Origin of the sequence: Cyanothece sp. BG0011 (assembly GCF_003013815.1) — a bacterium.
Taxonomy (GTDB): Bacteria; Cyanobacteriota; Cyanobacteriia; order Cyanobacteriales; family Microcystaceae; genus Crocosphaera.
The window spans coordinates 1-26,932 of record NZ_PRLH01000016.1 but is presented as its reverse complement, the minus strand read 5'-3'; the positions used below and the strand labels follow the sequence as shown (position 1 = coordinate 26,932).

Genomic DNA, 26,932 nt, shown 5'->3' with positions numbered 1-26,932 from the left:
AAGACCAAGAAGTGTTAGAATTAGCCAGAGTAGCAGCAGAAAAGATTATCACAGCCGACAAAAGTTTAGGGGGTTTACCCTCTTTGAAAAAAGAATTAGAAACTCGCTATAAAAAGTTAATGGGAGGAGAAATACTAACATAATTGAAGCTTAAACTAGCCTCAAAAATAATGGGTCAAGAAAGACCCAAACAAGAATACTGTAAAGAGAACAACAATGTCTTATTATTTTTCTTTTATTTTTGATACGTTAAATGCTTAAACGATGACTCTTTTTAGAAGACTTCGTCTAAATAGAACCAACCCTTATCAGTTAACCAACAAGAATAAATACTACCATCAATCTGGGTCGCTACTTGCAAATATCCTAGTTTTTCCAGGTTTTCTATCTCCTCTATTAAACGTAATTTGGATAAGTTTAATAAGTTAGCGATATATCTTATTTCTTTTCCATTTCCGATATATTCTAAAAGAGTTTCTTGAAAAGTTCCAATCATTGATTTACTCCCTCTCTCGTTTTGTTTGATATGCAAATTATATCTTCATCCATTTGATTAAAACATCGCACAGCTTGACTAAATTTTTGAAACAAAAATCTAAACTGCTTAGCATTTTCACTGACTGTATAACCTAATATCTATAATGTTTATCATCTAAATTTTGAGGATTTGTAATAATTCTTATTATTTTATCAAGTCTAACAATAGTATATGCTCTATCATTCCCTGATTACAACTAAGATGTTGATAGATAGGAGAGACAGATGTAATAATAATTCAGGAATTATCCCCACATACATCATAATTTATTATTGTACAAATATAAACTTTTTATTGCTCACTAATAAAGTAAATCCTGCCTTAGAGACAAACATTAGTAAATTATCGATACCTGTAGGAATAGCCATAGTTGGTATATTTAATAAGAGTAGCCATTATATATGCAATGAACATGGTCATTAAATTCAAGCTTAAAGTCACTCCTCCCACTTGCAGAAATAAGGACAAGACATTAGGGTGTTAGGCTTATTTATGAATTCTTTTGACTTTCTACATATTCTTTAAACATTCGAGGGTAAAGAATCAAAAAATAAACCCACCAAACTATGATTAAAATTGAAATAAGGGAAGTAAGCCAAACAATATGAATCAAAAACCAACTACCAACACTTAAGATGATTCCTGTTAATAAAATAGACCAAGGTTGACACCATTTAGGTTTGTAGTCCCAAATATTAGATGATTCTAGGTTAGAAAATTCTGTCATAATAATTGTTTCTTTCCTGAAAATTGTCTAGCATATAATAATCTCTCGTAGCCTACCATTGGAGTTAAAATAACTACATTTCTCTTGCACCTAACCTTTCTAAAGTATTTAAAATCCGAATAATTAAGTAGGGACAATTCATTGATTATCCCTACCCTTATCAAACCCGACAAATATTAAGCAGTAAGATGGGTTTCTACCACTCCCACTAAATAATTAACCCAATGATTCGCAGCATCAGGACATTCTGATTCCACCATTACTCTAATTAAAGGTTCAGTCCCCGAAGCGCGAACTAAAACCCGGCCAGTATTGCCCATACCTGCTTCTGCTTGAGCGATCGCCTGTTGCAAAGGTTCAGACTCTTGCCAATAGCGAAGTTTTTCGCGATCCTCTAAACGCACATTCCGTAAAATCTGAGGATAGGTGTCGAAACTATCTTTAACCAACTCAGCTAAGGATACCCCAGACTCATGCACCAAGGCAGCCAACTGCAGTGCCGTTTGTACACCATCCCCTGACACCCCGTAATGATGACAAATAATGTGTCCTGACTGTTCACCCCCAAGCATCGCCCCAGTTTCCCACATTTGTGCTTGAACATAGCGATCGCCCACAGAAGTCCGCACTAATTGACCCCCTAAACCCTGCCAAGCACGCTCAAACCCCAAATTTGCCATAACCGTGCCGATCAAGAGGTTATCGGGCAAATTTCCTCGCTCTAAGAGGGATTTTCCCCAGAGGTACAGGATATAATCCCCATCCACTACCTTACCGGTACTATCTACGGCCATCACTCGGTCTGCATCCCCATCAAAAGCAAAACCCATGTCCGCTTGATGTTCTGCGATCGCTGCTTGTAATAACTTTAAATGAGTCGAGCCACAGTTAACATTAATGCGATCGCCGTTAGCGGTTTCATGTAAACAAATAACTTCTGCACCCAAAGCTTTAAACATAGCTGGTGCCACATTCACTGATGCACCCCAAGCTAAATCTAAAACGATTTTCATGCCTTGGCAACTCAAAGAAGAGGGTAAACTGTCTTGTAAAAATTGACAATAAGTATTAACTAAATTAGGTTGATATAAAATTTTCCCCCAGGCTGACCATTCCTCCATCGATAATAACAAATTACCCCGTAATCCCTCTTCAATCTCTTCTGCGAGGGTTGAGGATAACTTAGTCCCATCAGCGTTAAAAAACTTAATGCCGTTATCTTCTGGGGGGTTATGACTGGCAGAAATCATAATCCCGGCCATTGCTTCACTGTGACGGGTTAAATAGGCCACACAAGGAGTAGGACATAACCCTAACTGCCACACTTCTAAACCTGCTGAGGTTAACCCAGCGGCCATGGCCATGGCTAACATATCACTGGAGTTACGAGAGTCTTGACCAATAATAATCGGGCCCCCGCTTGCTGTTTTTGATTTTAAGACCTGTCCTGCCCAAAATCCTAATTGTAGAGCAAAGGGGGCAGTCAATAACTCTCCTGCTTTGCCTCTAATCCCATCAGTTCCAAATAAAGGGCTATTGGGTAAAGAGGGCAATGTAGTCACTAAACCATGACTAAGTTTAGCAGTCTGATGATTTAAACGACCATTGCCGTTTGGGGATAGGGAGATAACCATTAATTCACTTCCTCACAACTCACTCACCTTTACAGGATATACTCTTTAGCTAGATTTGCGTAAAATTTTGGCCTACGAGTGTTTTAAACGTATAGAGAGTGAGTAATGTTCCCAACTCACTTTGGCAACACCTTGGATGAAAAGGTTTTTGAGCTAAGGTAAGTCATCAGCAATGGTTGTCACTATCGAGTTGTTTAGAGGAAATAGAGCCTTTTTAAGCTCTCTTATTATGACCCAATAATCCCAATAGACTGATGCTGAGTAATCCCCATAAAAAATTAGGTTCAGGGATGTTAGCTGGGTCAGCAGTGGGTTCTCCAATGATACCCGTACCTGTCCCTATATCTCCTGTATCAGCAGTTGGTTGTCCTATTGTCCCCGTACTTGTCCCTGTACCTCCTGTATTTGTAGGATCAAGTGTATCTGTAGGTTCTGTATCAGGTTCATCCACACTCGGTCTTGAGGGGGGAGCATATCCGATGGTTTCTAAGCCCAATTTTAAACGGAATGCGTCTTCTATGGTTTTTTCTCCTGTTGCATAATCAAGCATGAGAAAAGGAGCATTACCCGCTAAATTATTATTTTTATATTGGGGAGGTAAGTTAGGGTAACGATCAACAATTGCTTGTAATATATCGAGATCGTAATCGTCTTCTTCAGAGTTAAAAGAATTTTGCTCTATTTGTCCACCGATAGCCGGGATAGCCAGCACATTAAAGGTTACACCACTCCTGAAAGCCTCTCTTGTGGCTAGAGGTACACTCATTGAGGAAAATGTATCAAATCCATCGCTCGACAAATTAACTGTTTGATGGCCCTCATAATCATTATTGGCCAACTCATCGATCACAATACCCAGGGTATCACCAAGAGGTGTAAAGCCACCAATTTTAGTAATAGTATTAGGATCGAGTTGTCCTATCCCTGACTGATGTTGTTCATTAAAGACAGTCCAATCCAAAATCGGGTTAAGAATAGGGTCTCCTGCTGTGTCTCCAGTGGTTGCAGCCCCAAATTGAAAAATACTGACGGCTAAACTGGGATCATCAATGTTTAAAGCGGGATTATCTTTGAGGGGTAAAAGAAAATCATTATAAAAGTTAGCATCATTAAAAATATTATTTAACGCATTAATTTGAGCGTCAAAATGCTGTGATGAAATACTATCAGAAGCATCAATTAACAGCATTAATTCAAGAGAGACCGGTGTTAATCCAGCAGCATTAGCGGTTAGACTACAGCCTAAAATAGATGCCACACAACTAGCACTTAAAAATCCCTTAGATATCAAAGTAGTTTTTTGCATAATAAATTAGTATTTTCACTTAAAGTTTCTTAATTTCTTGTGGATAATCGAAGTTAGCAAAAAAATAAGTGGTTTGATTCTGCATTCTCATTTTGACATGAATGATTAAAAAAATACAAGGTTTATCTGAAATATTTATTAAAAACAAACTCTATTTTAAAGTTAATGTAAAGTTCAAAAAATAAGTCAACAAAAAAGTAAAAAACTACGAAAAAAACACCTAAAAAACGACCTAATTAGGCCGTTGTATCTAGAAAAAATTAACTAATTTGTGTGATAGAGTTCAATATTAATACTGACAATTATTTCTCTTCTTGTTCACAAGCACCAATACTTACCCAGCTACCCGAACCATCAGCCCAAAATTCTTTTTTCCAGATAGGAGCATTATGTTTTAAAGTATCGATACCATAGCGACAAGCAGCAAAAGCTTCAGCGCGATGAGGACATCCCACCGCAATTAAAACACTAATTTCGCCAATTTCTAACTTGCCAATGCGATGATGAATGACCACTCGGTTGGTTTGGGGCCATTGTTGACGAATGGTAGTGGCAATTTCCTGGAAAATGACTAAAGCCATCGGTTCATAAGCCTGATATTCTAAATAACGAACGGCTTTCCCCTCAGTCTGTTTTCGGACTGTCCCACTCATCAAAGCGATCGCCCCATTACTCGGATCATCAACTAACCCGTAAACTTCGTCTACCGATAAAGGGGCAAAACTAATTCTAAAACTATCATTAGGATGACTGTAACCGACACGAGGCAGAGAATTGATAGAAGCTTTCATAGCAAATAAGACAAGTTAAGGAAACTTATTTTATGCTATCCTAGTAAAGTTGTTAAAATCTCGCACATTCAGGACTTCGGGTGTTTCTTAAGTAGAAATACACCTGGATGGAGGATTAACCCGAAATAGGAGAAAAATTAAATTATGCCAGTCGTATCCCTTGAGGACTTGCTTAATGCAGGGGTTCACTTCGGACATCAAACCCGTCGTTGGAACCCAAAAATGTCTCAATATATCTACACAGCGCGGAATGGGGTTCATATCATCGATTTGGTGCAAACAGCCCAATTGATGGAAGATGCCTATCAATACGTTCGTAATAATGCCGATAAAGGGAAACGGTTCTTATTTGTTGGAACCAAGCGTCAAGCAGCCGGGATCATTGCTCAAGAAGCGTCTCGTTGCGGAGCAAACTACGTTAACCAACGTTGGTTAGGGGGAATGCTCACCAACTGGGAAACCATCAAAACCAGAGTGGAACGGCTCAAAGAATTAGAGGCCATGGAAGACAGTGGTCAAATTGCCCGTCGTCCCAAAAAAGAAGCCTCCGTATTGCGCAGAGAACTCGGAAAATTACAGAAATATCTCGGTGGCATTAAAACCATGCGTCGTCCCCCCGATGTGGTGGTAATTGTCGATCAACGTCGGGAATATAACGCTATCCAAGAATGCCAAAAACTGGGCATTCCCATGATTTCTTTGTTAGATACCAACTGCGATCCCGACTACGCTGATATTCCGATTCCTGCGAATGATGATGCCATTCGCTCCATTAAACTCATTTTAGGTAAATTAGCGGATGCTATTTATGAAGGTCGTCATGGTCAGTTAGATACCGATGATGATTATGAAGAGTTTGACGAAGGCCTCGCAGAAGGGGACTACGATGACTACGAGGAAGAAGACGAGGACACTGAAACAGAATCTTCTCAAGAAGGAGAAGAAGAGTAAGCTTAACTCTAACGTCATCGGATGGGGGGTGAGGAAAACTAAAGTGAGGATTTCTCATTACCCCCTAACAACCTCACCCCTTTTCATGTCAACATAGTTTTTAGCGTAAACACGAAAATCAAAATGGCCGAAATCTCAGCAAAATTGGTTAAAGAACTCCGTGAAAAAACTGGCGCGGGGATGATGGACTGTAAAAAAGCCCTTAAAGAAAACGAAGGTGATACCGAAAAAGCCATCGAATGGCTACGACAAAAAGGGATTACCTCCGCCGAGAAAAAATCAGGCCGACAAACGGCAGAAGGTTTAGTTCATAGTTATATTCATACCGGTGGCCGCATTGGTGTACTGGTAGAAGTTAACTGTGAAACTGACTTCGTTGCTCGCCGAGAGGAGTTCAAAGAACTTGTCCAAAACGTCGCGATGCAAATTGCAGCTTGTCCCAATGTCGAATATGTCGCCCAAAGCGATATTCCTGAAGCGGTTATCGCTAAAGAAAAAGAAATTGAAATGGGACGGGATGATTTAGGCAATAAACCCGATAACATCAAAGAAAAGATCGTTCAAGGGCGTATTGATAAACGACAAAAAGAACTCTCTTTGCTCGATCAACCTTTTATTAAAGATCCGAATATGACGGTTGAAGAGTTACTTAAACAAACCATTGCCCAACTGGGTGAAAACATCCAAGTTCGTCGTTTTACTCGCTTTGTGTTAGGGGAAGGTATCGAAAAAGAAGAAGTTAGTTTTGCTGATGAAGTTGCTGCTCAAACAGGACAAAAAGCATAAGCAAACAATTAGTCTTAACTTGTTTTCTTTACTCAATCTAATCAACAAACAAAAGAGTAAATTATCTCAACAATGGTTATGGATAGTAAGGCAAAAGTTCGGAAAATATCCCCCACTCTTGCCTTTTTTTCCTATTTTTGGTTAATGTCTGGGATTGATAAGAGTTGACTTATGGCAAAATCTCTACAAAAAATTAGACAAGAAATAGAGCAATTAAAAGAAAAATCAACCGAAATTTTTACGGAACTAAATGAGCTTTATAAACGTTATTTAGAAGCATTAAACTTATCAGTTAAAAAACAATTAATTTTAGCAGTTTATGAAATCTGTACTAAAATTTATCCTGAAGAGTTTCTCAAATTATCCTATAGTCAAAGGGAAAAATTTCAAGGAAATATTAGAGAATTGTGCAAACCCCTCGAATCTAAATTATTAGCTTATATTACCTTTCCACAACCCACACCAACAGCTACCATAACAGAACAAATATTAACCCAATTATCCCTAATTAATAATAAAGAATTTCAGCTACAAACACAAGAAGAAGATGACTCAATTTCTAAAATTGAAAATCCTGAAGACTTGGTTTTATGGTGTCAAAGGGTAGAACAGGGGATCAGAATGATTATCCATGATCTGTCTCAAGATGTGAATCACGAGTTACAAAAAAATAACATTATTGCCAGTCAATTACCTCCTAAACTTTTAGACATGGCCTTACAAGCAGAAGAAGAAGGAATGTCATCGGGTAATTCTCCTAATATTCTTAATTTACTCATAGAAACCAGCAATAAAGACGACAGCGATGAACCAGATAATGAGGAAGAAGATGAAGAGAACCAAGAATCACAGATAACTAAAATTTCTGCTATCCATTTACGATTATCAGACATTGAATTTGCTGATCCTCAATTAAGTATTCAACGTCAACAAATTCGTCAAAAATTAGAAATTGTCAAAAAAATCCGCAAAGCTTATCAAAAAGTTCAACGAGAAAACGCTCAAGCAGAAGCAGAAGCGGCCTGGCGTTCCAGTTGGCACGAATAAATTCTCTGGGTTAATTAAACGGAAAACAAAGAGAACTTAACCAAAACTTAAACTAAAGATTTTAAGATAAGAAGTAGTATGGATAATGCAATGGGAGCAAACCATTATGCGAACCCTTGCCGTGGGAGATATTCATGGATGTGCTACGGCTTTTGATAAACTCCTAGAAACGATACATTTGCGTCCAGAAGATAAATTAATTACCCTAGGGGACTACATAGACAAAGGTCCTAACTCTAAAGAAGTATTAGAACGGTTACTTTATCTTTATGACAATCATCAATTAATTCCCCTCAAAGGAAATCATGAATTAATGATGTTGGATGCTTACCAAGGTCAACCCCATGAAAAGGTTTGGGTAACGGTTGGGGGAAAAGCAACTTTAGCCTCCTATACTGACACAGATAAAGATAATCCATTAAGCAATATTCCCGATGAACATTGGAAGTTTGTTAAACAGCATTGTTTAGATTGGTACGAAACCGATAATCATATCTTTGTTCATGCTAATTTAAACCCAGATTTACCCCTTCAAAAACAGTCAAACCATGACCTATTTTGGCAGAAACTTTATCCCCGTGAGGGTCATTATTCAGGAAAAATAGTGGTTTGTGGTCATACCTCCCAAAAAGATGGTTGTCCTGTTAATATGGGCCATCAAATTTGTATCGATACTTGGGCCTGTGGCCAAGGGTGGTTAACTTGTTTCGATGTTGAGACGGGGGAAGTTTGGCAAACCAACCAAAAAGGAGAGGTCAAAACCAGTCATATTAAAGATTTTTCTCCTCTGTCAATTAATTAAATCACCTACTTTTTAAGAAGATAAAGGAAGGTTGTCACCATGATCAATATAGAAACTTCGAGTCAGGAACAATTAACCTCTCCTTATACCCTACTTAAGGTGCTGCAACAACTTCGCCACGATGTGGTTAGGGAAGGGGATCATATCTTTGAACAATGGCGATCGCTGATTACCAGAGACGCTTTTACCCCTAGTGCGCGGAACTTGGCTTATTATTTAGCCCTCCGTCGCCATGATATGCGTGAGATACAGCTTGCGTTAACCCCTTGGGGTCTTTCTTCCTTGGGACGCATTGAACCCCGTGTACTGCCTAATTTAGACGGAGTAATTGCGACATTAGGAATAATCTGCGGTCAAGATACCGCTTTGCTACCGAAACATCCTCCCTTACAAGCCTTTTTTGAAGGCGATCGCTTGTTACAAAGTCATACAACTGAATTATTTGGCTATCCCCCTAATAATCGTAACGTCCGCATTATGGTAACGTTACCCACCAAAGCAGCAACGGATGACAATTTTATTTTAGAGTTAGTCAAACGAGGGGTAGACTGTTTAAGAATCAATTGCGCCCATGATAGTCAGGTGGAATGGGAGGCAATGATACAGCGTATTCGCGAAGCTGAAACAAGTACGGGGAAACATTGCAAAATTTTTATGGACTTAGGGGGGCCAAAGTTACGGTTACAAACAGTGATACCACCCCAAGGACAAAAGCGCATTCATCAAGGGGAAGGATTACTATTAACCCGTGAAAATCCGACAAAACCCCATAAAAGCTATTTTCAAGCCTCTTTAACCCTCCCCGAAGTTTTAGAACAAGTTAAAGTTGGGGCGACGATTTGGATTGATGATGGTCATATGGGGGGTAAGGTTGAAAGCATCGGTAATGAAGGGGTTTTAATTCGCATTACCCATGCTCGTCCGAAAGGAGAAAAGGTACGAGTAGATAAAGGAATTAATTTTCCTGATACCCCTTTGGATCTTAGTCCATTAACAGATAAGGATCGTCAAGATTTAGATTTTATGGTAACCCATGCCGATATGATTGGTTACTCTTTTGTTCAGAAGGCTAATGACATTGAGATGTTGCAATGGGAGTTAGAACAACGGTTAGGGACAAACTGGCGTAAAGTGGCGATCGTGGCTAAAATTGAGACATTGACGGCAGTTAAGCATCTCCCTGAATTGATGATTCATGGTGCAGGAAAACAACCCTTTGGGGTGATGATTGCCAGGGGAGACTTAGCCGTAGAAATCGGCTATCAACGGTTAGCAGAGATGCAAGAAGAAATTTTATGGTTGTGTCAAGCAGCCCATGTTCCCGTTATTTGGGCAACTCAAGTGTTAGAAAATTTGGTTAAAAAGAGTATCCCTTCCCGTGCAGAAATGACCGATGCTGCTATGGCTGAACGGGCAGAATGCGTTATGTTGAATAAAGGAGACTATATTACAGAAGCAGTGAGCATTTTGGATGAGGTGTTATGTCGAATGCAAGCCCATCAGTTGAAGAAAACACCCCAATTACGAGCGTTACATTCTTGGTAAAGGGGAGTTAGATTGATAGTTTGCAGGTTTTAGAAGGAAATTTTTTGTAATCAGTCTCATTTAGTTGTTTTCTTGAGCTTTCATGGCATAATCCCTAAATCTTTCTAAGTCAGCCATAATGGTCGATTCAACAATTCTCCCTAAAAATAAGTTATCCATTAACTTACCCAACCATCCAGGGATATCATAAGCAACACTTAAACGGACGATACTACTTCCTTGTCGATCATAAAAGCGAATGGCTCCACGATTGGGTAAACCATCCACGGATTCCCATTGTATAATTTGATGGGGAATGACCTTTAAAATCTTCGATAACCAAGTAAATTCAAAGCCACCACTGGCTAATTTCCACCGTGATAATTCTGGATCTTCATCTAATACTTTAACCGAGTCGATCCACTTCATCCATTTCGGCATTTGTTCTAAATCTGACCATAACCCCCAGACTAATTCTATGGGGGCATCGACTTCAATTTGTACGCTATGTTCTAACCAATGGGACATTTTATATTTACATAATAATTAAACCTAGGGTGGGCAATGCCCACCTGGTCATCATTTTAACCAATTGTAGAAACTTGGGGGGATTTTTTAAGGGTTTCTGCTTTTTCTAGGATAACTTTTGCCGCTTGTTTACCGGAAATCGTCGCCCCTTCCATACTATCAATATAATCTTGTTGGGTGTAACTTCCTGCTAAGAAAAAGTTAGGAATAGGGGTGGCTTGAGAGGGCCGATAAACATCCATTCCCGGTGCTTCTCTGTATAGAGATTGAGCTAATTTAACCACACTATACCACGTCATATTTAAGGATTTTGAAGAGGGAAATAATTCATGAACTTGTTTTAAAACATGGTTAGCGATGTCTTCATTTTTCGCTTTAATAAAAGGATCGCCGGGAGTTAAAACTAACTGTAACAGTGAACCTTCTCCTGGTTTATAATAATCGCCGGGACTACTTAAAGCTAAGTCAGAAAAACAAGAAAAATCAGCATCAGCCGTATAGAGTAAATTATCAATTCCTGCTGCTTCTTTTAACTGTTTCCGTTTGCTTTCATCTTGTAATTCTGTGACCCAACCATCAAATCTTAATTGGACAGTGGCCACGGGAACAGCATCCAGTTGATAGATGTTATCAAACATAGGAAACTTACGCCAATGTTCAGGAATTAAGCGTTGAATTCCTGGTACATCGCAAGCACAAAGGTAAGCATCAGCCGTAATGGTTTCTTCTTTTTCTCCATCAGGAATAATTAAGCCGGTGATTTCAATTTGATCGTTATTTTCTGTATATAAAATTTCTCTAACTCTACGTCTGGTATGAATTTTTACCCCACGACTTTCGAGATAATTAGTAATGGGTTTATGGAGATATTCATGAGGAGATCCCTCTAACATTCTTAGGATAGATGCCTCTGTTTTTGTGGCAAAAAAGAGGAAAATGGTTAACATACAACGGGCTGAAATATTTTCCGTATCAATAAACCCTAATGCGTAGGCGATGGGGTTCCACATCCGTTTGAGACTGCCATCATTGCCCCCATGTTGACGAAACCAGTCGGCAAAACTAATAGAATCAAGATTACGAATGGTTTTCATTGCCCCCTCAAAGTTGAGTAATCCTGGTACTAGGGGACTGGTTCCCAAAGCCAAAGAATTAGCTATCTTATCAATGGCAGAGAGTTGAGAGGTTGTAAAAAAGGCTTTTAATCCGTGCAACGGCGCACCAACGGGAAAGCGAAAGTCTAACTCTCCAATTTTACCCCCACGATTGATAAAGGTGTGGGTGTGTTCCTTGAGGCGTAAATTGTCGATCGCCCCTACTTTTTTCATCAGGGCAAAAAGATTATAATAGCAGCCAAAAAAGACGTGAAGCCCCATTTCAATGTGATTTCCGTCCTTATCGACCCAACTGCCTACTTTTCCCCCGACAAAGGGACGAGATTCAAAGATTTCCACTTCGCAACCTGCATCCACTAAGTCAATGGCCGTGGCCATCCCCGCTAAACCGGCACCAACGATCGCAACTCGCATTCTTTAAGTTCCTTGTCTCATTTTCTTTACATATTTTAATAGAAAAAGGGAATCTAGAGGCAAAAATTCTCTTGTCAATCCTTAGCGTTATAGCTGAACCCTTAGAAACTAGCTAATTTTATCGAAGGTGCAACATAGGAGAAGAGAAAAAAACGTTATCATTAATAAGGTTAAGGAGTGTTAAGTTAGGGGAATATGGCCGACTCAAATAGTATACGGATTCGAGGTGCGAGGCAACATAATCTAAAAAACATTGATCTTGAACTTCCACGCGATCGCCTAATAGTCTTTACAGGGGTGTCCGGTTCGGGAAAATCATCCTTAGCCTTTGATACCATTTTCGCTGAGGGACAACGACGCTATGTAGAGTCTCTGAGTGCCTATGCAAGACAGTTTTTGGGACAGTTGGATAAACCGGATGTCGATGCGATCGAGGGGTTAAGTCCGGCTATTTCTATTGATCAAAAATCTACCTCCCATAACCCTCGTTCAACGGTGGGAACGGTAACGGAAATTTATGATTATTTACGGTTATTATTTGGTCGTGCTGGTGAACCCCATTGTCCTCATTGCGATCGCTTAATTACCCCTCAAACCATCGATCAAATGTGCGATCGAGTGATGGAACTCTCAGATCGAACCAAATTCCAAATTTTAGCCCCTGTGGTTCGAGGAAAAAAAGGAACCCATAAACAACTGTTATCGAGTTTAGCCTCTCAAGGATTTGTACGGGTACGAGTAGATGGAGAAGTTAGGGAACTTTCAGATAATATTGAATTAAAAAAGAATCACTTTCATAACATTGAAATTGTTGTAGATCGCCTCATCAAAAAAGAAGGAATTGAAGAAAGATTAGCAGATTCTTTAAGCACTTGTTTAACCCATGCTGACGGTTTAGCGGTCATTGATATTATCGGAGAAGAAGAAAATAACGGTCACTCAGAAATTATGTTTTCTGAGAACTTTGCTTGTCCCGAACATGGAGCGGTTATTGAAGAATTATCCCCCCGTTTATTCTCTTTTAATTCTCCCTATGGTGCTTGTCCCCATTGTCATGGATTGGGCAGTTTACGGCAATTTTCGCCTGATTTAGTGATACCTGATCCCAAGGCTCCCTTATATGCAGCCGTTGCTCCTTGGTCAGAAAAAGATAATTCTTATTATTTATCATTACTCTATAGTATTGGGCAAAATTACGGTTTTGAAATTCAAACGCCGTGGAATCAGTTAACCCAAGAACAACAAGATTTATTACTATATGGAAGCGATGAACCCATCTGGTTTGAGCAAGATTCTCGCTTTGATACTGGCAAAGGATATTACAAACATTTTAAAGGCATTTTAGCCATGTTAGAGCGAAATTATCAAGAGACTAGCTCAGAAACAGTTAAACAAAAGATGGAGAAATATATCGTTGATCGAACTTGTGAAGTGTGTCAAGGAAAAAGGCTCAAACCCGAAGCTTTATCCGTTCGCTTAGGAGAATCTAGTATTGACGAGTTGACCAGTGTTTCTATTGATAAATGTTTGCATAAAGTAGACAATTTACGATTAACACCTAGACAAAAGTTAATCGGAGAATTAGCCTTAAGAGAAGTGAGAAACCGTTTACAATTTCTCTTAGATGTGGGTTTAGATTATTTAACTTTAAACCGAGGAACTGCTACATTATCAGGGGGAGAAGCGCAAAGAATTCGTCTTGCTACCCAAATCGGCTCAGGGCTAACCGGGGTATTATATGTATTAGATGAACCGAGTATTGGCTTACATCAACGGGACAATGGACGCTTATTAAACACCTTAAAAAAATTACGCGATTTAGGGAATACTTTAATTGTTGTTGAACATGACGAAGAAACCATCAGAACTGCCGATCACTTAGTTGATATTGGTCCATTGGCAGGGATTCATGGGGGGAAAATTGTTTCTCAAGGTGATTTAAAAACCTTATTGACGGCTAAAGATTCTTTAACGGCTGATTATTTATCGGGTCAAAAAGTAATTAAAACCCCAGGAAAACGTCGTGCTGGAAATGGCAATAAACTCTGTTTAAAAAAATGTTGCGCTAACAATTTAAAAAACATTGATGTAGAAATACCATTAGGAAAATTGGTGGCTATTACAGGGGTTTCAGGGTCAGGAAAATCCACCTTAGTTAATGAATTATTATATCCTGCCTTACAACATCATTTAACAAAAAAAATTCCTTTACCTAAGTGTTTGGAGGAAGTGACGGGACTCAATGCCATTGATAAAGTTATTGTGATTGATCAATCTCCCATTGGGAGAACACCGAGATCAAATGCTGCAACTTATACAGGAATTTTTGATAGTATCAGACAGCTTTTTTCTGAGACAGTAGAAGCGAAAGCAAGGGGTTATAAACCGGGTCGTTTTTCCTTTAATGTTAAAGGAGGAAGATGTGAGAATTGTGGGGGACAAGGAGTTAATGTTATTGAGATGAATTTTTTACCCGATGTATATGTTCAATGTGAAGTTTGTAAAGGGGCAAGATACAACCGAGAAACCCTACAAGTTAAATATAAAGGTCATTCGATTGCTGATGTTTTAGACATGACAGTCGAAGAAGCGTTAAGGGTATTTGAGAATATACCAAGGGCAGTCAATCGATTACAAACCCTCGTAGATGTTGGCTTAGGTTATGTTAAATTAGGACAACCGGCACCTACTTTATCAGGAGGAGAAGCGCAACGGGTTAAACTAGCTTCAGAATTGTCTCGTCGGGCAACAGGAAAAACCTTATATTTAATTGATGAACCCACCACCGGATTATCGTTTTATGACGTTCATCACCTCTTAAATGTCTTGCAAAGATTAGTAGATAAAGGGAACTCTATTTTAGTTATTGAGCATAATTTAGATGTGATTCGTTGTTCAGATTGGATTATTGATTTAGGGCCGGAAGGGGGAGACAAAGGGGGTAATATTGTCACATTTGGAACCCCTGAAGCGGTGGCAAAAAATACTAAATCTTACACAGGACAATATTTAAAAGAAGTTCTGAAACAATATCCAGTTCAAGAAGTAGAAAAAGAAAATTAGTTACTACATTCTACTTTTTTCTATGTTGTTTCCCCTTGCTTCTATCATGATTTCTTGATTTTCTACATAGTTTACTACTGACATCCCACAAAACTTTTTCTAGCATTTCCATGTAAATAGTATGCACTCCTTCAAGAAACCATGAAATTATTACAACTTTTAGAAACGACTGGTTTAATTTTATCCATCATCGGTTCTCTACAAGTTAGTCTGCAAGAAAAACCCATTATCCATGCAACAGGCCCTTTAACTGCTACGATTGCTATCAATATCATTAATCGGCGAAACTTAAGAAAAGAAACCAGACAACTATATGAAAAACTAGAAAAGTCTCAACATTATCTACAACAATCTGAACATACCATTAGTCATTTATCATCTCTTTGTGATCAATTAGAAATGAAGCACTTAGATAATAATTTAACGCTTCATAATAATTTTTCTGTCTTTTCTCAAAAAATTAATGAAAAAATAGATAATCGCCTCAAGTCTGAAATTTCTGACTTGAATCTGTTAATTAAAGAAAATTTTCCTCATTATCAATATGAATTAATCTATAATCGTCGTCAAAGCCGTCAAACTTTACTAAATGCTTTACAGGAAGCTAAAGATCAATTAATCTTAGTCTGTCCTTGGTTAACCACTTATGCTATTGATGATGAAGTATTAACTTTAATGAAAGAGTTTTTATCAAAACGGAAAGGTCAATTAAAGATAGGCTGGGGAAATAGAAAAGATATAAAGAAATTTTTACAAAATTCTCATCGACAATCTAGTGCTTGTATTAATCGCCAACTTTTTTATCGCTTTTATCAAAATAATTTCTTTTATAAAGCATTACCTCAGTTAGAAAGATTAGAAAAACGATTTCCTGGTCAAGTTCAGTTAAAATTAATCGGAACTCATGAAAAATACTTTGTTTGTGATCATAATTTTGCTGTCTTAGGAAGCCATAATTTTCTCTGTTCAAATGATTCTAGTCTTCAACAAGAACTTGGACTCAAAACCAATGATCCGAAGTTACTTGACAAGATGAAGCAACGCTTTCAGGAGTCTAACAATTTTGAAACCGATTTATCCAAACTTCTATTAACTTATAGTTAATGTACAAATTTTTTAATGGCTCGGGGCAGATTTGAACTGCCGACCTTGGGCTTATGAGTCCCCTGCTCTAACCAACTGAGCTACCGAGCCGTTATTTTCGCACCTTTGCTATCATAACCCGAAAACGAATAAATGTCTACATTAATCACAAAAAAAATCAGAGAAGTTTTTTCTTCTCTGATCTAATTGATCCCATCGCTCTAATTCACAAATGAGAGAATTAGTTAGCGATTCTTAGGTAAGAAAGCCATGGGGTTCTTCGCGCCGGAACCTTTAGGATGAATTTCATAGTGAAGGTGAGGACCGGTACTATAACCTGTGCTACCCATTTCAGCAATTTGCTGACCTTGTTCTACTTTTTGACCACGACGCACTAAAATGCGACTGTTGTGAGCATATAGGGTCACACTACCATCGGGGTGACGAACTTTCACTAAATTACCGAAACCGCCGGAATTCCACCCTGCGGTGATGACTTCACCAGGGGCTGATGCCATGATCGGGGTTCCCACAGGAGCAGCGATATCAATGCCCTTGTGCATTCTGCCCCAGCGAGGACCAAAACCAGAGGTGATCACCCCTTTACTGGGCCAGATATGACCAGTAAATCTCATGGGAGCATCGGGAAGATAGTCGTCAGGGTTAGACACTCCAGGAAGATCCGGACCGACACTGGTTCCCACAGGAATCTCAAAGGCGTTGTTATAAGTGGTGGGGTTACTGGGGGCAGCACTAATTAATTCGGGCTGTCTATTATTGAGTCGTTGTTCGATCGCTTGTTGGGGTGAAGTTATTTCTTGGCGATCGCTTTTCCATTCGGAGTTTAAAGCTTCCCCTACCACGGTTTTACGGGATGATTGAGAACGGGGTTGGTCAAGAGAAATTTCTGATTCTCCTTGCCCATAGTCTCGTTGTAAGGTAACAATATCAGCTTTTAACTTGTCGGTATGGGATTGTTGAGCGACCGAAATTTGAATTTCAGCTGATTGACCTTCACGACTAGACAGTAAACTTCTAGAAGACTGATTATTTGAACGGAATTCGTCAAAAACAGAAGGTAGAGTGCTTCTTTGACTTGGTTGAGCTTGAGCAATGGTATTTTCTTGAGGAATCATCAAGGTTTGATTTACCCGAATTAAGTTGGCGTTGGTAATGCCGTTAGCCCGAATTAATTCGTGGGTTGAAATGCCATGACGACGAGCAATACTGTTGAGGGTATCTCCTGGACGAACACGATAGCTTTTCTCGGTGGCCTTTATGGTCGGTTTAGGAACCGTTGGCTTTCTGGGTGGGATAAAAGAAGTTTGCTCAGGGGTTGTAACATCGATGGGTTGAGGCCGTTGTGAGGGTTGGCTGTCCTCCTGTGCGGGAATGACATTGAGGGGAATGGGTTGATCCGATTCAATCTTAGCGGTGGTTTGGGGTTGGAGAGAGGGAACAATCGGAATGTCTGATTGCTCATTGTTGTCTAAGATTGACCCTCTAAGGGAGGCAAATTTTTCTTTTTCTTCTTCTTTGACGGCCACCGACTCCTGTTCACTTTCAGAGCTATAGACAGGAATTTCGATCGCTTGAGCCACTTCAACTTTTTCAACTTCAGCGATGGTCGGTTGTTCGGATGGCTGGTTTAAAGGTTGACTCACATCAGCAATGGCTTTTGCTTCTGCGCTCACTTTGGCTTCTTCGGTTTTGAGTTCGGCTAGGCTATCTTGAAGACGTTGACGGGTTTCTCTGAGGTGATCAAGAGAAGTATTAACGGATTTTGTGCCAACACCTTTATTTTGTGGTTTGCTGTCTGTAGAGCTTTTTGGGGTAATTTTGTTGACGGAGTCTTTAGAGGAAGGAATTTTGATGGTTTCCCCGGGCTGGAGTTGGGCCGTAAGGGTCAAATTATTAATTGCAGCGATCGCCTCTGGTCTAACTTGATAGTCTTGTGCCAGTTGGGCAAGGGTCTCTCCTGCTTCTACCTTGTGTTTCAGGGCGAGAGGGGCTAGTTGACTATCTCTACTTTGAGCCTCAGAAAGATTGGGAAGACTCGGAATAGCTGTATTCGCCGTTACAGCGTTCGCTGCCATTGCTTTGTCTTGACTCAACAACATTCCGGTTGCGCCCATGGAAATGGCTAAGCTGATCATGGCCGCTGAACGACGAACGCGATTTTTTTCACTTGAGGGTAGTTTGTTTGGAGAGTCTTCTGGAGAAGATGATCCCTTGGCTTGGGTATAGTCTGCCAGACAAGAAGACATTGCTGTTATTTCGTTGAATTTACCTTTCAAGGACAACCTCCTACTGTGTGAACGAGCGATTTAGACTATCAAGAGTCTTTAGGGATGATTTTTGACTGAGTAGACCTATCAGAGTTTAGTTTTAATTCAGATTGCCAATTAAGTCAATATACTTAGTCTGTATGTTATGAGAAATTAACTTGTTTTGCCTATTTTAAACAAGCGTGAATTGATTGTAATCTACTCAGCAATTCTTCATCTATTTTTAACGATTGTTGCAAGACGCGAGTTGGTTGACGATCCCAATCCTGAAAAGGTTTCATGAGGGGTTCTTTTTCCTGCTTTATGTCTTGATGTCAGGGGTTTTTGACTTTTTGACAATTATTTTTTGTCCTTCTCTTCAAAAGGGAAGGAATGATAAAAATTTCTTATTAAAAATATGATTAATCTATCTACTTCTGGGTTGTTCAATGTAATTGATCTAACTGTCTTAAGGCTTCAAATAAGCCAATGGCCACACTAACCGATAGATTTAGGCTTCTGACTTTTGGGTGAGGCATAGGAATATAAAGCATTTGGTCACATTCGTCTTGGAAAGTTAGGGGAAGTCCTTCACTTTCACTGCCAAACACTAACCAGTCATCGTCTTGAAACTGACAATCTCCGTAACAGGATTTTCCTCTGACACTAAATCCCAATAACCTGCCTTGTTGTTGTTGATAATAGGCTTGAAATTGGGCTAAATCGAGATGATAATGAAGCTTGACATGGGGCCAATAATCGAGACCGGCTCGTTTGAGATAGCGATCGCTTAATTCAAAGCCTAAAGGCCCGACCAGATGGAGTTCTGTATTGGTAGCAGCACAAGTTCGAGCAATATTTCCTGTATTGGGGGGAATTTGAGGATTAACTAAAACAACTCTGGGCATAATGATTGATAGTTTTTTTTTATAGATAATGAACTCCGCCAAAATAATTAATTTTATTAAACAATTTTTCTATTCTTGATTGAAAAGATTAATCGATTAATTGGCAAAATTTAATTATTTTTTAAGCAACTAACAGCGCATCACAGAGTTTATCTTCTAACATTTTTTCTTGTTGGGCTACTGTTTGGATTTCTGTGGTTATAATTGAGGGAATATCGGGGGAAAGTTGATATTTTTTTAACCATTGTTGGGCTAAGTTCCCATTGCGGAGAATCTTTTTAACTGGGGATAGAAAACAACTAAATCCATTCTGTTGCGCCATTGGCCATACCGATTGATACATTTGTCCTACCCAGGTGGTTGCTTCAATCTTACTACCATCTCGCCAATGATACAGTTGGGCCTCTAAACTATGTTTGGCTGCTTCGGTTTCATTGTGATGGGTAATATCGAGTAAAGCATCAGGGGAGAGTTGGCTGCCACTGAGGGGATCAAGGGTCGGATCGTCCATTAATTGTAGAAGACGAGCTTCTAATAAGGCGATGACGGATAATAAGGCAATGGGATCAGCAATCAAATCGCAAATTCTCAATTCTAAGCGATTTAGATTATAAGGTCGGTTGTGACCATTAGGACGCACGGATGTCCATAAATGGCGGACATTTTGCATGGTTTTGAGGTCTAACTGTTCTTCTGTCCACTGAATGAAATGACGATGACTCTCAAAAAAAGGGACTTGTTGAGGAGTTTGAGGGAACATTTGCCAACGAGTGGAATGAGAACCGGTAACCTGTCCATCTAAGAAGGGAGAAGACGCACTCAAAGCTAGATAGAGAGGGGCTTCAACTCGGACTAAACGGCAAGCTTGCATCAATAATTCTGGGTCATTAATGCCGATGTTAATATGAATACTGGCGGTAACTACATCGGTGCCATAGGTGTCTTCAATGTAGCTATGATAAGGATTAATGGGGTCAGAGCGATAAAAGTGGCTACTATCCCCTAAAGAGAGGGTACTCCCTGGAATGATAGTGTAATTGCCTATTTTTTGTAAATATTCTCTTAAACGCTGTCTCGGACGGACTAAGGCACACAAGAGGCGATCGTAACAGCATAAAGGGGCGGTAGTGTATTCGACATTACGACTATCCGGTTCTCTCACAAACCCATTAAGATCCTTAGTAATGCGATCGGATAATCCCACAATTTCTCCTTGGGATGTTCCGGTGTACATTTCTACTTCAACGCCTTTGCATAGTCGTGTCATAATTCCTCTGATAGCATGGCCTTTGTTGCCTTATATTATCTATTATTAACGATATTGACTGACAAATGATCAATTATTTTTGTTTATTTTGTTATGGTTGCTTAAATTTTTTGCTTGTTTCTGCGGATATTAGAAGTGAGTCTATCCATAAGAATAGGGAACAGGGAATAGAGAACATTGAACAGATAAAATATCTCAAGAGTAACCAGACACTATATTTGGCTGATTCACTGTTGACAAGTCAAGAAGAGGAAAAAGATAATTTTAATTCTAATATTATTGATCAAGGGAATTTTATTATTGGACTTTGGCGTGGGTTTCATGAGTCTGAGGGATTAACCCTTTATTATGGTTATCAGTTTCGTCCTGATGGTAGTTTTTTAGCAAGACATCGTATCTATCAAGATAAAAAAAGTGTTGAAGATATCACTTGGCAAGGGGAATGGCAGTTTCGAGATAATACTTTAAAACTAAAAGGGTTTAATTCAAAGGATAAAAACCAACTAGCTACTCTTGAGTTTAAGTTAACTGATACTTTTAAATTAGCTTATGAAACAGGATCTTTGTCTGATGCTTATCAACAGATGATTTTAAATAAACTTGGACAAATAAGTACCTGGACAAAAATAAACGTTACTGTGAAATGAGCGGGGGAGCAAAGGGAGTTGGGAGCAGGGAGAGGTTCGACCTATCTCCATTTCTTAAGACAGTTAACTATAGTTATGTTCAACTACTTAATAACCTTTCTAAAGTATCTAATAATTTTTGTTCGGTATAAGGTTTAGAAAAGTAAGCAGATGCTCCTAAATTTATGGCTAATTTACGGTGTTTTTCTTGACTACGGGAGGTTAAGATAATAATGGGTAATTGTTCAAATTTGTCGTTCTGTTTAACAACTTCTAAGACCCCATACCCGTCTAAACGAGGCATTTCTAAGTCAGAAATCACAGCGTTAACCTGTAACCCATTGAATAATTTATCCACTGCTTCTTGACCGTCTTTTGCTTCTTCGACTTGATATCCTGCTTTATTCAACATAATCGTTAAATAGCGACGTACATTAATAGAATCATCTACCACTAAAATGGTGGATGTTTGTGGGATGAGAGGGTTATTATCTTCTATCGTGTTTATGGTTTGAGCATTATGATCAAAAGAGTTAACCCATTCTGCTAAGTCAACTAGAGGAATGACACGACCATCTCCCCAGATGATAGACTGATTAAAGCCAGGAGGCAAAGGAATAGGGGTGGTAATGGGACGAACCGTCATATCTTTCTCAACCCAGAAACGGTCTACAGAAACCCCTCTGAAACTGTCACCGTCTTCTATAATTAAGGCGATACTTCGATTAATCATCGGGGTTTCTGTCATGGTAAAAGGTTTATTTGGCCGAGAAAAGTGAATATTTTCGGGTAAATTAAAGACAGAAATCCGTGTATCTCCCCATATTACTGTATTTTCTTCAGTATTAAGTTGAATCACTCCTTTAATGGTATCAGCCGCGATCGCAAATACCATTCCTTTACTTTCCACTATCATGACACGCAATACTGATAGGTTAATGGGAACGGTAAGGGTAAAGGTAGTCCCTAATCCTAATTTACTATTTACGTCAATTTCTCCCCGAATTTCAGTTAAATTGGTCTTGACAATATCCATTCCTACACCACGGCCCGATAATTCACTGATTTTCTCTGCGGTACTAAATCCTGGCTCAAAAATTTGATTGAGTAATTCTTGTTCTGATAGTAATTCAACCTGTTCTTTACTCATTCCTTGAGAGATTAAACGAGAAGAAATTTTGTTTAAATCAATCCCTCGACCATCATCACTGATGGTAATAATTGTTTGATTACCTCTATTACTAGCTTCTATCTTAATTGTTCCTTCTGGAGTTTTTCCCATTTCTAAACGAGTTTCTTGATCTTCAATACCATGATCAAAAGCATTTCGTAGAAGATGAATTAAAGGATCGTTTAAATAGTCTAAAGCTGAACTATCAATTAAGATATTTTCTCCTTCAATTTCTAATTTAACTGTTTTATTAAATTGGATAGATAAATCTCTAACTACTCTGGTAAACCGTTGAGTAATTTCACCAAAAGGACGCATTTGTGAGCGAATTAAATTATCGTATAAAAAGTTAGTTGTTTGATTAAAATCCCCAACCGTTTGAGTTAATTCTTTTAATCCTAAATCTATATCTGTCGTTACTTCTCGTAATTGAACAATAGTTTCCATTTGTTCTTGAGAAATTAAATGTAAATCGGTATATTGTGCCATTTCCATGACATCAAAATGTTCTTGAAAATTCCTTTTTAAGGGAGATAAAGTAACATTGGCTGAAATGAGTTGAGAAGAAGCTGTAACCAGTTGAGGAAGCTTAGACTTAAGTGATACTGCATCATACCAGCGACGTAATAAAGTGTTAGAATCTTCTAACTGTTGTATTCTTTGTCTCATTAAAGTCATAAAACTTTTAAGTTGATCAACTCTAAAATTAATACTATTTTTTTCAAGAATTAAATCTTCAAATAAGCGATTAAATGCAGAAATTTGTTCATTAGAGATACGAAATTTTCTTTTATTTTGCTTTATATTAGCTTTATTTTCGGTATTTTCTGTTGCTTCAAATGGATCTCTTTTTTCTTCTATTTGTTGGTTAAATGCTTCTTGTAAATCATTAAAAGTTTCTTCTCCTAACATACTAGATGCTAGTTCACTAAAAGATATATCTTTTAATTGATTATTCTCTAAATTTTCTAAAGCTTGTAATTCATCTAGTAAATTTAATTCAACTGAAGAATTATGAGAAAAGTCGACTGTTCTAGGAAGATTATTAAAACGTCCTAATGTGATTAAAGCGTGCGACTTCTGCCAAGTTTCTAAGGCTTCTTGTGCAAAAGAAAAAACCTCTTCAATAGTAATAAATGATAATTGTTCTTTTACGGATTGAGATAAGTCAATAAATGGTTCAACTTCGGCCATTAAACCAAAGTCAATGAATTGTTCTGAAATCGTTATTAATTCGTCATATAATTGTTCAGGTTCCAATAAATTTAATTGATCTTCTAACCGTTGAAGTAGGGTTTCTACGCCATTCTCAAACATCAATAAAGCAGGGTTAACCTCCTCTTCTTGGGATAATAAAGCGTCTTCGTCTTCGGATTTTAACTCGCCTAAATATTCGGTTAGTTGCTCAAAAATAGGATCGACTTTTTGGTCTAGCCAAATAAAATCAATTTCTTGTTCTTGTTGATGAAATTGACTAATTTGACGTAAAGCATCTAACCCTTGTAATAGTAAAGTTTCTACCTCAACTTTTACTAATTGATTTTGATAATGAACCCGAATAATTTTTAAAAAATCTTCTAAACGATGGGCAACTTGACTTAAGAGATTAAACCCCATCATAGAAGCCCCTCCCTTTAGGGAATGGGCGGCCCGTAAAGCTAAGTCTAGGTGTTCTTTTTCGACGGCTACAGTCGATAATTGCAGTAAAACCGATTCTAAGCTGTCTAAAAGGGCTTCTGCTTCTTCTAAAAAGTTTAAGCGTACTTGTTGTTCAGTTTCCATCATTTTTTTTCACCATTAGATAAAATTTATGTAGGAGTTAATAATTGTTTTCTCCTACATAATTATTGATAACTCAACCTATTTCTAAACACGGAACTGGTCTACTTTAGATTCAAGGTCTTTTGCAACTTCTGTTGTTTGATGAATGGCTTCAGCAATTTGATTAGAAGAACTGGCTTTTTCTTGAGAGGATTGACTTACTTTTTGCATCAAACTGGTTACTATTTGAGAGGTTTCGCTTTGGGAAACGGTAGCTTGAGAAATGGACTGCATTAACTGATTAATTTCTTGAGATTTTTGACTGGCTTTAGTCAAATAGGCTTGAGTAGTTTCTACTAAACGGGAAGCATCAACCACCTGAGTAGTCCCGGTTTCCATCTGAGTGGCTACCTCTTGGGTTTCTCGTTGAATCGCTGCAATAATTTGACCAATTTCTTTGGTGGCGTTAGAAGACTGTTCCGCTAATGCCCCGACTTGTTCAGCAACCACGGTGAAGCCTTGGCCTTGTTCCCCTGCCCGTCGCGCTTCCACACTGGCGTTAATGGCGAGTAAATTAGTTTTGAGGGCGATTTCTTCAATGATAGCAACCACCTGAGAAATACGCTGAGATGACTCCCCTAAATGCTTCATTTTTTGCGCTGTGTCGTTAACCGTGTTTTTCAGGGTGAGAATACTGGTAACAGTGGTGTCCATGGCGGTACTGCCTTTTTGCACTTCCTGATAAGCTTCTTCAGAACTTTGGGCAGCGTGGGCAGCATTATTGGTAACTGCTTCGATAGACTGGGACATTTGTTGAAGAGAAGTCAATGTTTTCTGAATTTCTTCTACGTCTTGAATGGATTGTTCGGCCAGTTGTCGAATAGAATTTTCGTTTGTTTCTAAGGAGTCAGTTACTTTATTAGTGGACTGTTTAACCTCTGTAGCGATGTCTTTTAAGTTCTCAATAATTAAGTTAAATAAGTCAGCCACTGTACTTAATTCTAGAGAGTCTAAACTTGCTCTTACGGTTAAATCTCCCTCTGCTGCCCCTTCAATTTCGTCCACTAATTTCATAATGGCGTTTTCAATGTTTTCTCTTTGTTCTCGTTGTTCTTCTGTAGCTAATTCTTGCTGATTTAATAAGGTTTTTACTTTGAGAACTAGGTCATTAAAACTATTGGCTAAGGTTTTAGTTTCAAAAGTTCCTGCTAATTCTGCTTGAACATTCAAATCTCCTGACGCAACTTGTTGCGCTTTATTAGTTAAATTCGTTAAAGGATTGGATAAATTACGGGCTAAAAGAATGATTAAACCAATACTTAAACCTCCTAAAATGACGGCAGTAACGGCAAAAACAATTAATAATTCTTGACCCGCTTTGGCAATTTCAGATTGATTAATAGATGCAACGGCAACCCAATCAACACCAGGAATGGTTGATAAATTAAAAATTTTACCGTCCTGTTGAAATTCAGCTAATAATGTCTTTTGTTGATTCTCACCATTGTCTGACATTTTTATGGTTAAATCAGATAGATTATACTGTTTTTCTAGGGTTTTCATTTGCTCTGAATTGATGGGTTGATCACTATTATTTAAAGTGACAACCTCCTTGATAAAGTCAAGAATACTATCACCTCCGATAATCGTCTGATTTTCAGAATCACTTCCTTTTTTAGTAACAGTATTTAAAGGAATTCCTGCCTGAGAAGAAATAATTTGTATGGTTTCAGTTTCTGTTAAATTTAAACTGATATTATCGGTTAAGCGTTCATCTAACCTATTAGCAAGTACCCCTGTTTTAATGACTCCTAAAACTTCTCCTGTATTGGGATCTTTAATGGCTTCTGCAAGGGCAACTACTACAGCGTTAGCAGATTCATCGTACTCAGGATCATCAATAGAAATCCCTTCTTTTTCTGCGGTTTGCCACCAAGTTTCATCTCGTTGCACAAAGTCAGAAGTCGGGTTACTATAGGCAACATTAAGTCCATCTTTGTTAGTAATAAAAACTTCAGCAATTCTTCCTGTATTTACTAATTTTTGAAGTAACTATTGATTACAGGATTAGATTTTAATAGTTTTGTTTCATTAAAAGATTGTTCTAGGGTTTCGATGGGAAGTAAAGCAAGTTTTTCGGTTTCAGGATCACTATTAATCGATTTTAATTCATCTATCACTAGAGGGTTAACGGCTACTAAATCGGTTAAGATAAAGTTATCTTTAATAAAAGATTCTGCTTGGTCTTGAGAACGATTTACGTTTTGTTGAAGTTGTAATAAGATATTAGATTTAGCTTTGTGTTGAATAATTTGAAATCCGACGAGACTAGCAACCCCCAAAGGAATTAAAACTGTGGGTAATACTGTCATTAATAATCGACTTCGTAGGGTATTGCCGATAAGTTTAGGTATTTTCCTAATTAATTGATTAGAACTTTTATTATTATCTTCTAAAAGATTAGATTCATTTAATGAATTTAACTCTTGATTATTATTAGATGGAGAGAGAAAATCTTGATGAGTTGTCATGGTTTTAATCTTGATAAAATCTTGTCGTTAAAAGTTTAATTGTCTAGGAATAGGTATAACCCCCTGCTAGGTTAGGGGTAGGAAAAACAGCT

General features: G+C 38.3%; 21 protein-coding genes and 1 tRNA gene. 8 read left to right on the top strand and 14 right to left on the bottom strand.

The annotated features are described in order from the left end of the window. Positions 1-274: 274 nt before the first annotated feature. The 5 genes from C4E06_RS03975 to C4E06_RS03950 form a co-directional block, all read right to left on the bottom strand. Positions 275-496, bottom strand: a complete 222-nt coding sequence (locus C4E06_RS03975; RefSeq protein WP_107666914.1) for a hypothetical protein — start codon at positions 494-496, stop codon at positions 275-277. Between the two features lie 532 nt (positions 497-1,028). After that, a complete protein-coding gene (locus tag C4E06_RS03965) occupies positions 1,029-1,265 on the bottom strand; it encodes a DUF6737 family protein (RefSeq protein WP_107666913.1) in 237 nt (78 codons plus the stop codon). Between the two features lie 176 nt (positions 1,266-1,441). After that, positions 1,442-2,899 (bottom strand): phosphoglucosamine mutase, encoded by a 1,458-nt coding sequence (gene glmM / locus C4E06_RS03960; RefSeq protein ID WP_107666912.1) that lies wholly within the window; start codon positions 2,897-2,899, stop codon positions 1,442-1,444. A 214-nt stretch (positions 2,900-3,113) separates the two neighbouring features. After that, complete coding sequence (locus C4E06_RS03955) at positions 3,114-4,205, bottom strand: DUF1194 domain-containing protein (protein WP_107666911.1); 1,092 nt, start codon at positions 4,203-4,205, stop codon at positions 3,114-3,116. Between the two features lie 302 nt (positions 4,206-4,507). Then, a complete protein-coding gene (locus tag C4E06_RS03950; protein ID WP_107666910.1) occupies positions 4,508-4,996 on the bottom strand; it encodes a molybdenum cofactor biosynthesis protein MoaE in 489 nt (162 codons plus the stop codon). Positions 4,997-5,140: 144 nt separating this feature from the next. On the opposite strand from C4E06_RS03950, the gene rpsB reads away from it, so the two are divergent. The 5 genes from rpsB (at position 5,141) to C4E06_RS03925 (ending at position 10,127) form a co-directional block, all read left to right on the top strand. Beyond that, positions 5,141-5,947 carry a 30S ribosomal protein S2 gene (gene rpsB, locus C4E06_RS03945; protein WP_107666909.1) on the top strand — a complete coding sequence of 269 codons (807 nt, stop codon included), beginning with the start codon at positions 5,141-5,143 and terminating at the stop codon, positions 5,945-5,947. Between the two features lie 123 nt (positions 5,948-6,070). After that, positions 6,071-6,733, top strand: coding sequence for a translation elongation factor Ts (gene tsf / locus C4E06_RS03940; protein WP_107666908.1), 663 nt, complete (start codon positions 6,071-6,073; stop codon positions 6,731-6,733). Positions 6,734-6,904: 171 nt separating this feature from the next. Next, complete coding sequence (locus C4E06_RS03935; RefSeq protein WP_107666907.1) at positions 6,905-7,780, top strand: hypothetical protein; 876 nt, start codon at positions 6,905-6,907, stop codon at positions 7,778-7,780. A 106-nt stretch (positions 7,781-7,886) separates the two neighbouring features. Then, a complete protein-coding gene (locus C4E06_RS03930) occupies positions 7,887-8,582 on the top strand; it encodes a metallophosphoesterase family protein (RefSeq protein WP_107666915.1) in 696 nt (231 codons plus the stop codon). Between the two features lie 39 nt (positions 8,583-8,621). After that, positions 8,622-10,127, top strand: a complete 1,506-nt coding sequence (locus tag C4E06_RS03925; RefSeq protein ID WP_107666906.1) for a pyruvate kinase — start codon at positions 8,622-8,624, stop codon at positions 10,125-10,127. Positions 10,128-10,187: 60 nt separating this feature from the next. Here C4E06_RS03925 and C4E06_RS03920 read toward each other — a convergent pair whose 3' ends face one another. After that, positions 10,188-10,634: an SRPBCC family protein gene (locus C4E06_RS03920; protein WP_107666905.1), complete on the bottom strand. Its 447-nt coding sequence runs from the start codon at positions 10,632-10,634 to the stop codon at positions 10,188-10,190. Between the two features lie 56 nt (positions 10,635-10,690). After that, positions 10,691-12,163 (bottom strand): 9,9'-di-cis-zeta-carotene desaturase, encoded by a 1,473-nt coding sequence (gene zds, locus C4E06_RS03915; RefSeq protein WP_107666904.1) that lies wholly within the window; start codon positions 12,161-12,163, stop codon positions 10,691-10,693. Between the two features lie 195 nt (positions 12,164-12,358). Here zds and uvrA point away from each other — a divergent pair, with 195 nt between their 5' ends. Beyond that, complete coding sequence (gene uvrA / locus C4E06_RS03910; protein ID WP_107666903.1) at positions 12,359-15,226, top strand: excinuclease ABC subunit UvrA; 2,868 nt, start codon at positions 12,359-12,361, stop codon at positions 15,224-15,226. Between the two features lie 141 nt (positions 15,227-15,367). Then, a complete protein-coding gene (locus C4E06_RS03905) occupies positions 15,368-16,330 on the top strand; it encodes a phospholipase D-like domain-containing protein (protein WP_107666902.1) in 963 nt (320 codons plus the stop codon). Between the two features lie 16 nt (positions 16,331-16,346). On the opposite strand, the gene C4E06_RS03900 is transcribed toward C4E06_RS03905, so the two are convergent. The 4 genes from C4E06_RS03900 to gshA all read right to left on the bottom strand — a co-directional run bounded on the left by C4E06_RS03900 (position 16,347) and on the right by gshA (position 20,751). Continuing rightward, a tRNA-Met gene (locus C4E06_RS03900) sits at positions 16,347-16,420 on the bottom strand. A gap of 134 nt (positions 16,421-16,554) precedes the next feature. Then, a complete protein-coding gene (locus tag C4E06_RS03895; protein ID WP_107666901.1) occupies positions 16,555-18,576 on the bottom strand; it encodes a peptidoglycan DD-metalloendopeptidase family protein in 2,022 nt (673 codons plus the stop codon). A gap of 446 nt (positions 18,577-19,022) precedes the next feature. Continuing rightward, positions 19,023-19,484: a tRNA (cytidine(34)-2'-O)-methyltransferase gene (locus tag C4E06_RS03890; RefSeq protein ID WP_107666900.1), complete on the bottom strand. Its 462-nt coding sequence runs from the start codon at positions 19,482-19,484 to the stop codon at positions 19,023-19,025. A gap of 121 nt (positions 19,485-19,605) precedes the next feature. Continuing rightward, entirely contained in the window at positions 19,606-20,751 is a 1,146-nt protein-coding gene (gene gshA, locus C4E06_RS03885) for a glutamate--cysteine ligase (RefSeq protein WP_107666899.1), read from the bottom strand. A gap of 233 nt (positions 20,752-20,984) precedes the next feature. Between gshA and C4E06_RS03880 the strand changes: the two genes are divergently transcribed. Next, positions 20,985-21,398: a hypothetical protein gene (locus tag C4E06_RS03880; RefSeq protein WP_198648294.1), complete on the top strand. Its 414-nt coding sequence runs from the start codon at positions 20,985-20,987 to the stop codon at positions 21,396-21,398. Positions 21,399-21,477: 79 nt separating this feature from the next. Here the strand turns inward: C4E06_RS03880 and C4E06_RS03875 are convergent, their stop codons facing one another. The 3 genes from C4E06_RS03875 to C4E06_RS27590 form a co-directional block, all read right to left on the bottom strand. Further along, positions 21,478-24,333 (bottom strand): hybrid sensor histidine kinase/response regulator, encoded by a 2,856-nt coding sequence (locus C4E06_RS03875; RefSeq protein WP_107666897.1) that lies wholly within the window; start codon positions 24,331-24,333, stop codon positions 21,478-21,480. An 81-nt stretch (positions 24,334-24,414) separates the two neighbouring features. Next, on the bottom strand, positions 24,415-26,262 hold the full coding sequence (locus tag C4E06_RS03870; protein ID WP_198648293.1) for a methyl-accepting chemotaxis protein: 1,848 nt from the start codon (positions 26,260-26,262) through the stop codon (positions 24,415-24,417). Between the two features lie 83 nt (positions 26,263-26,345). Further along, entirely contained in the window at positions 26,346-26,840 is a 495-nt protein-coding gene (locus C4E06_RS27590; protein WP_198648292.1) for a hypothetical protein, read from the bottom strand. Positions 26,841-26,932: the final 92 nt, after the last annotated feature.